The following is a 12,356-nucleotide window of genomic DNA, read 5'->3' as shown; positions in this document are numbered from 1 at the left end:
ATGATATACTTTAATTATTGGGTAAACTAATAACTTACATATTCTAGATTTTCATGATGTGAAAATCTTTTAAATCATAACTAAAAACAGTGGAGTGAACGAAAAAATGACAGATAAAAATCAGCTAGGAATTCAGTATATGCAGGAAGGGAAATTTGAAGAGGCAGCTAAAACATTTTCAGAAGCAATTGAAGATAATCCAAAAGATCCGATTGTGTATGTGAATTTTGGCAATTTGTTAGCGGCTGTTAGTGAGATGGATCGTGCTTTAAAATTTTATGAACGTGCGATTGAATTAGATGAAGAAACGGCAACAGCTTATTACGGAGCAGGAAACATTTACTTTAACGCAGAGCAGCTTGAGCAGGCAAAGCACTACTTTGATTTAGCAATCAAAAAAGGCTTAGATTCATCCGATGCGTACTTTATGCTTGGTTTAACGCTGTTTCATATGGAAGAAATTCGTTTTGCGATGCCTTATCTTCAGCGGGCGGTAGAACTAAACGAACATGATGTAGAAGCAAAATTTCAGTACGGTCTTTGTTTAGCACAGCTCGAAATGGTAGATGAAGCGATTGCTGAATTTCTTAAGGTAGTAAATCAAGAGCCAGAACATGCCGATGCTTTTTATAATTTAGGCGTAGCTTATGCCATGAAAGATGACAAAGACAAGGCGATTGAGATGTTAGATGAAGCTTTAAAAGTGCAGCCAGATCACGTAATGGCAGCAAATGCCAAACAAGTTCTGTCTACATTAGAACATTAAGAAAGCGGGTAAAGGAAGGATAACATGAACGAAGAACTAGTGAACCCTTCACAGCCAGAACGTCATTATATAAGCGGCACGTCAATTGTAACGGTCTTTCATAACGAAGAAAACTTATATAACGTTACGCGGATACGGATTAAAAAAACAAATTTAGAGATTGAAGATAAAGAAACAGTCGTCACAGGTTATTTTCCTAAGCTTAATGAAGATGAAGTATACACGTTTTACGGGGACTTCAAAGAGCATCCAAAGTTTGGTCTGCAGTTTCATGTTGAACAGTTTAAAAAAGAACTTCCGCAATCAAGGCAAGGGGTTGTTCAGTACCTATCTAGCGATTTATTCCACGGAATCGGTAAAAAAACCGCTGAAAATATTGTGGACGCTTTAGGAGAACGCGCTATTTTTCGTATTTTGCAAAATGAGTCTGTGCTAAAAGAGGTTCCGAGGCTTTCAGCCGACAAGGCAGAAGCTTTAGTCACGCAGCTTCGTGAACATCAAGGGTTAGAAGAAGTAATGGTAAAGCTGACAGACCTCGGGTTTGGACCGCAGCTTTCGATGAAGATTTTCCAAGCGTACAAACAAGAAGCGCTTGAAATTGTTCAAAATAATCCTTATCAGCTCGTAGAAGATATTCAAGGTATTGGTTTTAGCCGGGCCGATGAACTTGGAAAGAGGCTTGGTATGGCAACAAATCATCCTGATCGTTTGCGTGCAGGTATTTTATATGTCATTGAGCAAGAATGCAATCAAATGGGACATGTATACGTTACGGCAGATCAGCTGTACGGAAAAACAGCCGAGCTTCTTCGAAAAAGCAGGCATGAGAATCTGTCTGAAATGGATCTTACAAGAGAAGTGGACGCGTTAAAAGTAGATAAAAAGCTTATTATTCAAGACGAAAAAATTTATTTCCCTCCCCTTTTCTATGCTGAAAAAGGGCTGGTTAAAGCTATTCAAAAAATTATGGCTCAAACGCAGTACGAAGAGCAGTTTCCAGAATCAGAATTCTTATTAGCTCTGGGTGAGCTAGAAGAGCGATTAGACGTGCAGTATGCACCGTCTCAGCGCAAAGGAATACAAACCGCTTTAATGTCTCCAATGCTTCTTTTAACAGGTGGACCAGGTACAGGGAAAACGACGGTTATTAAAGGAATAGTTGAACTCTATGCAGAACTTCACGGATGTTCGTTAAATCCAGGAGACTATAAAAAAGATGAAGCTTTTCCTGTTTTACTTGTGGCGCCTACTGGACGTGCTGCTAAACGAATGAGCGAAGCGACGGGACTTCCGGCAGTTACAATTCACAGATTATTAAAATGGAACGGACAAGAAGGATTTGATCATAATGAGGAGAATCCAATTGAGGGAAAATTACTGATTGTGGATGAGGTATCGATGGTAGATTTGTGGCTTGCTCATCAGCTGTTTAAATCTCTTCCTGCTAATTTACAGGTTATTCTCGTGGGAGACGAAGACCAGCTTCCTTCAGTAGGTCCGGGACAGGTGTTAAAAGATTTACTGAATTCAGAAGTAGTTCCTACCGTCCGCCTGACAGATGTATACCGGCAAGCGGAAGGATCATCGATTATTGATTTGGCTCATGAAATAAAAAAAGGAAAGCTTCCGGAAGATTTATCTAGGCAGCAAGGAGATCGTTCCTTCATTCGTTGTCAAGGACAGCACATCACGAACGTGGTCCAACAAGTTTGCGGGAATGCGTTAAAAAAAGGGTATACGGCTAAAGACATTCAAGTTCTAGCTCCTATGTATAAAGGTCCTGCAGGGATTGATAAATTGAATGAAGTTCTTCAGGAATTATTTAACCCGGCTTCTGAGCAAAGAAGAGAGCTTAAGCACGGAGATATTACGTACCGAATAGGAGATAAAGTGCTGCAGCTTGTAAATCAGCCGGATAGCAACGTATTTAACGGAGACATGGGGGAAATCGTCTCAGTTTTCTTTGCCAAAGAAAATACGGAAAAACAGGATATGCTGGTTATTTCATATGAAGGAAATGAAGTGACTTACACAAAGCAAGACTTTAATCAAATAACCCATGCATACTGCTGTTCCATCCATAAATCACAAGGAAGTGAATTTCCCATTGTCGTACTTCCAATTGTCAAAAGCTATTACCGGATGCTCCGACGCAATTTACTTTATACCGCCGTTACGCGAAGCAAACAGTTTTTAATTTTATGCGGAGAAGACGAAGCGTTTCAGCTTGGAGTCAGCCGAAATGAAGACAGCGTTCGACAAACGAATTTACAGCCCCTGCTTCGAGAAAATTTGGATAACGATATAGAAGATCCCGAAATTCCATATATGAAAGATGCAAATATTGGGATGGAAAACGTTACGCCGTATGATTTCATGTAACCTTTCGCATGCTAACAAAGAGTTAAATAAACTCCTTTGTTACCATCCTTCTTTGCTAATTGTCAGAAAATAAAGTATGGACATGGAAAGAAGTGGACATAATGCGTTTATATAATTAGAACGTATAAAGAGGTGTCGACTTTGTTTAAATGTCCAAACTGTAAAAGTATTGACGTTGGCAAAATTGGTGTAAATCAGTATTACTGCTGGAATTGTTTTATTGAAATGACTATTTCAAAAGGACAAATTAATACTCACCAAGTAGAAGAAGATGGAACATTGAGCTCGCTTGATGATTTGTTCTCAGACGACGAGCGCACAATCAATTTCTAATTCTTTTTTACCGGGAGGAAGAGCAATGGGCAGAATCATTCCGTCAGTAGTCGCTTTCGGTCTTGGAGCTTATGCATTTAAAATGGCAGATGATCGAGAGATGTTTACAAAAAGAAATATGAAAAAAATGCGTAAACGTATGATGAAAGCTATTCACTAATAAAAAAAGCACTATTGCACTGAGCTGCAATAGTGCTTTTTTGCAGGCAGAAGATACAACTGCATGTATAAACTCCTTTCTTTATCAAAAAATAGAAGAGAGGAGGAGTTTACGTTGAAAGATAGTTCATTCAAATGGTTCTATAGATTCGGACTGCTGTTATTAGCGCTGCTGTGCATATTAGTCTTTTTTAAAGTCCAGTTTTTATGGTTGCCTGTTATTTACATGTTTTTAAAAGCACTGCTACCTTTTTTTATTGCAGCATTTATTACATATTTACTTCATCCGCTTATTGAAAAAACGCATGATAAAGGCGTGCCTCGTCCTCTAGCTATTTTACTGATTTACGTCATCTTTTTTGGAGGAATCGGGTTTGGAGCCTATAAGTCGTACCCTATTTTTGTCGAACAAGTAAAAGATTTAAACGAACAGCTGCCTCATTTTACGAATACATATAGACATTGGGTAGAATCGATTCATGATCGTACAACTTCACTTCCAAACGGTGTACATGAGAAAATTGAAGGTAGCATTGATGATGTAGAGGCTACGCTCAACGTGTGGCTCGCAAAAGTGGCGGAAGGGTTAAAATCATTGATTACCTCTTTTTTGATTTTAATCATTATTCCATTTATTGTTTTTTATATGCTGAAGGATTTTTCTTCCATTAAGAAAGCAACAGCTTATGTCACACCTAAAAAGTGGCACAAACCAGGCAAACGTTTTTTATCAGATGTGAATGAATCGCTCGGCAATTACATTAGAGGGCAATTTTTTGTTTGTCTCATTATTGGTGTGATTGCTACAGCGGCACTATGGTTCTTTCATGTACCTTATGCACTTCTTTTAGGCTTTATTATTGGCGTAACGAACATCATCCCGTATTTTGGCCCAATTATTGGTGCGGTTCCAGCAGCTATTATTGCAGCTACTATCTCGATAAAATTGGTTATTACCATTGTTGTTATTATTTTTGTGCTGCAGTTTCTAGAGGGAAATGTTCTGTCTCCGCTTATCGTAGGAAAGAGTCTTCATATTCACCCTTTGTTTATCATGCTTGCTCTTCTTCTAGGAGGAGAGTTTGGAGGAGTATTAGGATTGATTTTGGCTGTGCCAATTTTAGCAATCATTAAAATATCCATTTTGCATATCCGCTCTTATACGCTCAAACATTGACAAAGAGCGGTTAATTTGTCATAATATCGCCATAAGAAAACGCTACATATTTTGAACACAATGATGGATCGAGTACGTTGCACACTGGTTTTTAGAGAGGAGCTTCCTTGGCTGAAAGAAGCGCTAAACAAAGAGCAACTGAACGCTAGTCCAGAGTGCAGGCTAAAACCTGCCGTGTCAGCAACGTTAACGCTATGAAGGTGATAAATGCTTTTGGCATTTATAATCAGGGTGGTACCGCGAGTTCAACTCTCGTCCCTGCTACAGGGATGAGAGTTTTTTTGTGTGCAAATAACTAGCAATTGCTTTTGGACACAAGGAAAATAGATGCTTTTATGTCATCATTTTTTTGTCTATAAATAGGAAGAGTATTAAAGGAGGACCAATCATGAAAAAACTGACGTCAGCACAAGTTCGTCAAATGTATTTAGATTTCTTTAAAGAAAAAGGCCATGATGTAGAACCTAGCGCATCTTTAGTTCCGCATGAAGATCCATCTTTATTATGGATCAACAGTGGAGTAGCTACATTAAAAAAATATTTTGATGGTCGTGTTATTCCTCAAAACCCGCGTATTTGTAACGCGCAAAAGTCTATTCGTACAAACGATATCGAAAATGTAGGTAAAACTGCTCGCCATCATACGTTTTTTGAAATGCTTGGTAACTTCTCTATCGGTGATTATTTCAAAGAAGAAGCAATCCAATGGGCATGGGAATTCTTAACAAGCGATAAATGGATTGGCTTCGACGCAGATAAGCTATCTGTAACGATTCACCCTGAAGATGAAGAAGCATTTAAAATCTGGAATGAAAAAATGGGCGTGCCTAAAGAACGCATCATTCGTTTGGAAGGTAACTTCTGGGATATCGGAGAAGGTCCTAGTGGTCCAAATACAGAGATCTTTTATGATCGCGGAGAAGCATATGGAAATGACCTAACTGATCCGGAATTATATCCAGGTGGAGAAAATGAGCGTTATTTAGAAATTTGGAACCTCGTATTTTCTCAATTTAATCACAATCCTGATGGTACGTATACGCCGCTTCCAAAGAAAAACATCGATACAGGAATGGGCTTAGAGCGTATGGTTTCTGTTATTCAAGATGTGCAAACAAACTTTGATACAGATTTGTTTATGCCAATTATTGAAGCAACAGAGAACATTTCAGGCGCTAAATATCGTACAAATAATGAGCAAGATACGGCATTTAAAGTCATTGCTGACCACATTCGTACGGTAACATTTGCTGTTGGTGATGGTGCGCTTCCTTCAAATGAAGGCCGTGGGTATGTGCTGCGCCGTTTGTTACGCCGAGCAGTTCGCTATGCTAAAAAGTTAAACATTAATCGTCCGTTCATGTACGAGCTAGTGCCGGTAGTAGGTGAAATCATGGTTGATTTCTATCCGGAAGTAAAGGAAAAAACGGATTTTATCCAGCGCGTAGTAAAAAATGAAGAAGAGCGTTTTCACGAAACGTTAAATGACGGACTAGCTATTTTGGCAACCGTTATTAAAAAAGAACAAACGCAAAACAGCGATACGGTACAAGGCGAAGACGTTTTCCGTTTATATGATACGTATGGCTTCCCTGTTGAATTAACAGAAGAATATGCAGAAGATGAAAACATGAAAATTGATCATGCAGGTTTTGAACGTGAAATGGAAGCGCAGCGTGAGCGTGCACGTGCTGCTCGTCAAGATTCTAGTTCTATGCAAGTTCAAGGCGGCGTACTTGGTGAAATAACGGTTGCAAGTGAGTTTGTTGGCTATGATAAAAATGAAGTAGAAACAGTTGTTGAAGCAATTATTGTAGGCGGTGAGCTTGTTGATCGCGCTGAAGCTGGAACAGAAGCGCAAGTCATCTTAAGCCACACGCCATTCTACGCAGAAAGCGGCGGTCAAATTGCGGATCAAGGTACTATCCAAAGCGCTACAGGAACAGCGGAAGTAAAAGACGTTCAAAAAGCGCCAAACGGCCAAAATGTACAAACGGTATCTGTAACAAGCGGTGAGCTTATAAAAGGTGCAACATACACGGCGACACTTGATGAAGAAAATCGCAGTGCTATTGTGAAAAACCATACGGCAACGCATTTATTGCATCAAGCATTAAAAGATACGTTAGGAACGCATGTTAATCAAGCAGGTTCTTTAGTAACAGCGGATCGCTTGCGCTTTGACTTCTCTCACTTTGGTCAAGTGACACAAGAAGAGCTTGAGAAAATTGAACAAATTGTTAATGAAAAGATTTGGGACAGCATCTCTGTACAAATCGAAAATAAAGCAATTGACGAAGCAAAAGCAATGGGTGCAATGGCGCTATTTGGTGAGAAATACGGAGATATCGTGCGCGTAGTACAAGTAGGCGACTACAGCTTAGAATTATGTGGTGGATGTCACGTGCCAAATACATCTGTTATCGGTTTATTTAAAATTGTATCAGAATCTGGAATCGGTGCAGGTACTCGACGTATTGAAGCTGTAACTGGAAAAGCTGCCTATCAGTTAATGAATGATCAAGTAGGCTTACTAAAAGAAGCTGCGGCAAAAGTAAAATCAAACCCGCGTGATTTAGTAGGGCGCGTTGAAGGGTTACTAGAAGAAATTCGAAATCTTCAGCGTGAAAATGATTCACTATCTACAAAGCTTGGTAATATTGAAGCTGGAAATCTCGTTGATCGCGTGCAAAACATTAATGGTGTGAATGTACTAGCAGCGAAAGTGAATGCAACAGATATGAATAACCTTCGTGCAATGGTTGACGATTTAAAACAAAAATTAGAATCTGCTGTGATCGTATTAGCTTCTCCACAAGGTGAAAAGGTAAATATTATTGCAGGTGTAACAAAAGATTTAATTGCTAAAGGCCATCATGCTGGCAAACTTGTCAAAGAAGTAGCGACGATTTGCGGCGGAGGCGGAGGCGGACGCCCTGACATGGCGCAAGCTGGAGGGAAAGACGCTAGCCAAATTGAAAAAGCACTTGGCACTGTAGAAGAATGGGTTAAATCCGTTTAATTCTCCTCTTTCTTGGTGTACAATATAAATAAGACTTAGCATAGTGCACAATGTGTTCACAAATTAAGAGAGTGAGGTGGGACCGTGAGTTCATTTGATAAAACCATGCAATTTAATTTTCAAGATGAGCCAGCTGAAACAAACGTACATGAAGTATTGTTTACGGTTTATGACGCACTGCAAGAAAAAGGCTACAACCCGATTAACCAAATCGTTGGGTATTTGTTATCAGGAGACCCTGCTTACATTCCTCGTCATAACGATGCGAGAAACACAATTCGCCAGTTAGAGCGAGACGAGCTCATTGAAGAACTTGTTAAATCTTATTTACAACAGCATCGAAAGGATTCATAAATGCGCGTATTAGGATTAGATGTAGGAACCAAGACAATTGGTGTGGCAGTTAGTGATGAAATGGGATGGACAGCGCAAGGAATTGAAACAATTAAAATTGCAGATGAACAGATGGAGCAATCATACCCTCGTTTACAGCAGTTAATTGACGAATATTCCGTAGAGAAAATCGTAGTGGGTCTTCCTAAAAATATGAATGGTACGATTGGCCCTCGAGGCGAAGCGTGCATCGAGTTTGCTGACAACGTCAAAGAAAAACTCAACATTGAAACGATGATGTGGGACGAGCGCTTGTCGACGATGGCAGCAGAGCGAGTACTGCTATCTGCCGATGTGAGCCGCAAGAAACGCAAAAAAGTAATCGATAAAATGGCAGCTGTTATGATTCTTCAAGGATACTTAGACAGCAAGCAATAACAAAAGCAGCGGGCTTTGCCTAAGCTGAAAAGTTATGAATTTCCCTTTTGCATATTCTTTTGTACGTAAAAGGGAAGTGAAATAACTGAACAGCTTGCTTTTCGCTGAAGAAAAAGTTAAGCTAAGAGCTTACAATATAAAATGAGGTGCAAACATGAGCGTAGAAGAAAATAAAATTACAATCGTCGATGAGAATGGAAATGAGCAGCTATGCGAAATTTTATTCACATTTGATTCTGATCAATATAACAAATCATATGTAATTTACTATCCAATTGGAGCAGACCAAGATGATGAAGAAGAAATTGAAATCCATGCATCTGCTTTCACACCAAGTGAAGATGGTCAAGACGGTGAGCTTCAACCGATTGAAACGGAAGAAGAGTGGGACATGGTTGAGGAAATGGTTAACACATTCCTTGACGAAGAAGGCGAATAATTATAGTGAAAAAGCTGATGACAATCGTTATCAGCTTTTTTTTACATAGTGGCTGTTCTTTTTAGATATAAAAAGGTTTTTCCTTGCATTCTTAGGGCAGATTGTATGATAATGACGAAAAATAAGATAAATTGTAGTATAATAATTCCTGCGTGTGAGAGTGCATTTTAATAAAAGAATTCATTGTTTGAACGGATGAAACTAGACTTTGGGCAGACAATAACATAAATCATGGAAAAATTTTAGGAGAGGCGATAGTTTAAGGAAGCGATACCATCTCACACCTATAGGAGATACGAATGAATCGCAATCTCATGTCTCCTCTCTGTTCATACTTATAAAAAATCAAGAAGAAAAGAGGTGAAACTGGTTGTATCTTCTTTTACAGAAGTAGATTTAACCAGGAAGCTGCTTGTCGCAACAAACATTTTTACCACCTAATCGTTCAAGAAAAAAACGAGTTATTTTTATTACAATTATTTTACTTCTTTTACTTGTTGGCGGTGTATTTTTCTATGCTCAATCCCGTTTAACTCCGGTAGATCGAAACAGTAATAAAAAAGTAAATGTGACCATTCCACAAGGTTCTTCCGTCCAATCGATTGGTACGGTATTGAAAAAAGAAGATTTAATTAAAAGTAAAAGTGCATTTCGCTATTACGTAAAATTAACCCATGTGTCTGGATTTCAAGCCGGGACGTATTTATTTTCTCCTTCTATGAGCTTAGGAGAAATGGTTGAAAAAATGGAAAAAGGCGAGGTTTCAAAACGACCTGATATTCGTGTCACCATTCCAGAAGGCCGCCAGCTTGTCGAAATTGCTGATATTATTGCTAAAAATACAAAGTTTACAAAAGACGAAGTCATGAAAAAGCTAGACGATAAGGCATTCGTCACTAAAATGAAAGAAAAGTATCCAGATTTAGTAACGGATGAAGTGATGCAAAAAGATATTAAACATCCGCTAGAAGGTTATTTATATCCCGTTACGTATGATTTTTATAATAAAAATGTGTCGTTAGATGAAATATTGGATAAAATGGTAGGGAAAACAAATAATGTATTAGGTCAGTACAGTGGGCAAATAGAGAAGAAAAAATTCAGTGCACATAAACTGTTAACAATGTCATCTCTAATTGAAGAGGAAGCGACTGAGAAAGTCGACCGAGAAAAAATTGCCAGCGTCTTTTATAATCGCCTTGAAAAAAATATGCCTCTTCAAACGGATCCAACCGTCTTATATGCCTTAGGAGAGCATAAAGACCGCGTGTTCTATAAGCATTTAGAAGTGGACTCTCCTTACAATACGTATAAAGTAAAAGGGTTGCCTCCAGGACCAATTGCCAGCTCTGGTTTGATGTCAATCAAAGCTGCGTTACATCCAGCCAATACAGATTATTTATACTTCTTGGCTACACCTGAAGGAAAAGTTATTTTTACAAAAACGTTAGAAGAACATAATAAAGAAAAAGTCAAGCATATTACAGGCAAAGAGAAGCAAAATACCGAAAAATAATTGGAAATTTAAAATTGGGGAATCGCGATACTTCGCATTCCCCATCTTTTATGTTAAAATATATCGGGTTTACGTAAAAACGAAAAAAACTTATAATAGACTAGTTGTCTTACTATTTTGCAGTAATGAAACGTTATGAAAACATAATGTAAAATGTACTTCTGAGAACGGAGGAAGTGTTTTGCTTTTACAAAACGTAGAGCAGTATGTCGAACAGCTTATTCCTAAGCGCCAGGAGCTTATTGAAGAAATGGAAGCTTATGCAAAAGAACATCACGTTCCGATTATGGAATTGATTGGTGTTGAAACGCTATTGCAAATTCTTCGTCTTCATCAGCCAAAATATATATTAGAAATTGGAACAGCCATTGCATATTCGTCTATTCGAATGACCCATGCGCTTCCAGAGGCACGAGTGGTTACGGTAGAACGAAATGAAGAGCGTTACCAAAAAGCGCAAGAGTTTATTGAACGGGCAGGAAAACAAGATAAAATTGTGTCGTTGTTTGGAGATGCACTAGAGCTTAGAGATGAAATTGAACGTCATGGTCCTTATGATGCAATCTTTATCGATGCAGCTAAAGGTCAGTATCAGCGTTTTTTTGAACATTATGAGCCGATGCTATCTTCTAAAGGAATGATTATTTCGGATAACGTACTATTTAAAGGTCACGTAGCGACTGATTTGGCGGAAGTAGAAACACGTCGACGCCGCAGCTTAATTAAAAAAATTCAGGCATACAATACGTGGCTGATGAATCATCCCGATTATTATACAACTATTCTCCCTATTGGAGACGGAATCGCGATTAGTATTAAAAGAGGTGACCAAGAATGAAAAAACCAGAACTATTAGTGACACCAACTGCAGTTTCGGAAATCGAATCATTACTACAAGCTGGAGCAACAGCTATTATGGTTGGTGAACAGCGCTACGGTTTGCGTTTAGCAGGTGAATTCAAACGTGAAGATATCGTAGAAGCTGTGAATATTGCTCATCAGCATGATGCAAAAGTCTACGTAGCGATGAACGGATTATTTCACAATGATAAAATCGCCGAATTAAATGAATATATTTTATTCTTAAAAGAAGCAAGCGTGGATGCGATTGTATTTGGAGATCCTGCTGTATTGATGGCAGTGCGTGAAACAGCTCCAGAAATGAAGATGCACTGGAGTACTGAAACAACGGGAACAAACTGGTATTCATGTAACTACTGGGGTCGTAAAGGAGCTAAGCGTGCAGTTCTTGCTCGTGAGCTAAGCATGGATAGCATTATTGATATCAAAGAAAAAGCCGAAGTGGAAATTGAAGTTCAGGTGCATGGCATGACGTGTATGTTCCAATCAAAACGTTCACTTCTTGGCAACTACTTTGAGTATCAAGGAAAAGTCATGGAAATTGAAAATCGTAAAGTAGAAAAAGATATGTTTTTACTTGATAATGAGCGAAACAATAAGTATCCAATTTTCGAAGATGAAAATGGAACGCATATTATGAGTCCAAATGATATGTGTATTATTGATGAGCTGTCAGAAATGATTGACGCTGAAGTAGATGTATTCAAAATTGACGGCGTATTAAAGTCACCGCAATATATTTTAGAAGTAACAAAAAAATATCGTCAAGCGATTGATTTATGTGTAGATGACCGTGAAGAATACGAAAACGTTAAAGATGATTTGTTAGAAGAAATTGAAAGCTTGCAGCCAATTAACCGCCCGTTAGACACAGGGTTTTTCTTTAAAGAAACGGTATATTAAGAATCATGCAAAGAAAGATAAACAAAG

12 protein-coding genes and 1 other annotated feature are annotated in these 12,356 nt (G+C 38.5%); all 12 genes read left to right on the top strand.

The genetic code is table 11. The features are described from left to right. Nucleotides 1-106: 106 nt before the first annotated feature. The 12 genes from M3225_RS05130 (at nucleotide 107) to M3225_RS05075 (ending at nucleotide 12,329) form a co-directional block, all read left to right on the top strand. Entirely contained in the window at nucleotides 107-766 is a 660-nt protein-coding gene (locus tag M3225_RS05130) for a tetratricopeptide repeat protein (RefSeq protein ID WP_251391490.1), read from the top strand. A gap of 24 nt (nucleotides 767-790) precedes the next feature. Further along, a complete protein-coding gene (recD2, locus tag M3225_RS05125; protein WP_251391488.1) occupies nucleotides 791-3,148 on the top strand; it encodes an SF1B family DNA helicase RecD2 in 2,358 nt (785 codons plus the stop codon). A gap of 141 nt (nucleotides 3,149-3,289) precedes the next feature. Beyond that, nucleotides 3,290-3,481, top strand: coding sequence for a hypothetical protein (locus M3225_RS05120; protein WP_013059292.1), 192 nt, complete (start codon nucleotides 3,290-3,292; stop codon nucleotides 3,479-3,481). A 25-nt stretch (nucleotides 3,482-3,506) separates the two neighbouring features. Then, nucleotides 3,507-3,641, top strand: coding sequence for a YrzQ family protein (locus tag M3225_RS05115; protein ID WP_013059291.1), 135 nt, complete (start codon nucleotides 3,507-3,509; stop codon nucleotides 3,639-3,641). A 114-nt stretch (nucleotides 3,642-3,755) separates the two neighbouring features. Next, nucleotides 3,756-4,817 carry an AI-2E family transporter gene (locus tag M3225_RS05110; RefSeq protein WP_251391486.1) on the top strand — a complete coding sequence of 354 codons (1,062 nt, stop codon included), beginning with the start codon at nucleotides 3,756-3,758 and terminating at the stop codon, nucleotides 4,815-4,817. Between the two features lie 51 nt (nucleotides 4,818-4,868). Continuing rightward, nucleotides 4,869-5,080, top strand: a binding site (T-box leader). Nucleotides 5,081-5,205: 125 nt separating this feature from the next. Next, nucleotides 5,206-7,839 (top strand): alanine--tRNA ligase, encoded by a 2,634-nt coding sequence (gene alaS, locus M3225_RS05105; protein WP_251391485.1) that lies wholly within the window; start codon nucleotides 5,206-5,208, stop codon nucleotides 7,837-7,839. An 84-nt stretch (nucleotides 7,840-7,923) separates the two neighbouring features. Beyond that, nucleotides 7,924-8,193: an IreB family regulatory phosphoprotein gene (locus M3225_RS05100; protein ID WP_013059287.1), complete on the top strand. Its 270-nt coding sequence runs from the start codon at nucleotides 7,924-7,926 to the stop codon at nucleotides 8,191-8,193. Continuing rightward, nucleotides 8,194-8,610 (top strand): Holliday junction resolvase RuvX, encoded by a 417-nt coding sequence (gene ruvX, locus M3225_RS05095; protein ID WP_013059286.1) that lies wholly within the window; start codon nucleotides 8,194-8,196, stop codon nucleotides 8,608-8,610. A gap of 154 nt (nucleotides 8,611-8,764) precedes the next feature. Continuing rightward, entirely contained in the window at nucleotides 8,765-9,049 is a 285-nt protein-coding gene (locus M3225_RS05090; protein ID WP_013059285.1) for a DUF1292 domain-containing protein, read from the top strand. A gap of 412 nt (nucleotides 9,050-9,461) precedes the next feature. Continuing rightward, nucleotides 9,462-10,565, top strand: coding sequence for an endolytic transglycosylase MltG (gene mltG / locus M3225_RS05085; RefSeq protein WP_251391484.1), 1,104 nt, complete (start codon nucleotides 9,462-9,464; stop codon nucleotides 10,563-10,565). A gap of 181 nt (nucleotides 10,566-10,746) precedes the next feature. After that, complete coding sequence (locus M3225_RS05080) at nucleotides 10,747-11,403, top strand: O-methyltransferase (protein WP_251391483.1); 657 nt, start codon at nucleotides 10,747-10,749, stop codon at nucleotides 11,401-11,403. Beyond that, nucleotides 11,400-12,329, top strand: a complete 930-nt coding sequence (locus M3225_RS05075; protein WP_028411677.1) for a peptidase U32 family protein — start codon at nucleotides 11,400-11,402, stop codon at nucleotides 12,327-12,329. The genes M3225_RS05080 and M3225_RS05075 overlap by 4 nt, the downstream gene beginning before the upstream one ends. The last annotated feature ends 27 nt before the right edge of the window (nucleotides 12,330-12,356 follow it).

This window comes from Priestia aryabhattai, from assembly GCF_023715685.1.
GTDB lineage: Bacteria > Bacillota > Bacilli > Bacillales > Bacillaceae_H > Priestia > Priestia aryabhattai_B.
The sequence above is the reverse complement of the archived record's forward strand: the minus strand, read 5'-3'. Positions and strand labels throughout refer to the sequence as shown.

Excerpts from the sequence above, each read along its gene's own strand:
- M3225_RS05130 (WP_251391490.1), top strand. The coding sequence starts at position 107 with ATGACAGATAAAAATCAGCTAGGAATTCAGTATATGCAGGAAGGGAAA.
- recD2 (WP_251391488.1), top strand. The coding sequence starts at position 791 with ATGAACGAAGAACTAGTGAACCCTTCACAGCCAGAACGTCATTATATA.
- M3225_RS05115 (WP_013059291.1), top strand. The coding sequence starts at position 3,507 with ATGGGCAGAATCATTCCGTCAGTAGTCGCTTTCGGTCTTGGAGCTTAT.
- alaS (WP_251391485.1), top strand. The coding sequence starts at position 5,206 with ATGAAAAAACTGACGTCAGCACAAGTTCGTCAAATGTATTTAGATTTC.
- ruvX (WP_013059286.1), top strand. The coding sequence starts at position 8,194 with ATGCGCGTATTAGGATTAGATGTAGGAACCAAGACAATTGGTGTGGCA.
- M3225_RS05090 (WP_013059285.1), top strand. The coding sequence starts at position 8,765 with ATGAGCGTAGAAGAAAATAAAATTACAATCGTCGATGAGAATGGAAAT.
- M3225_RS05075 (WP_028411677.1), top strand. The coding sequence starts at position 11,400 with ATGAAAAAACCAGAACTATTAGTGACACCAACTGCAGTTTCGGAAATC.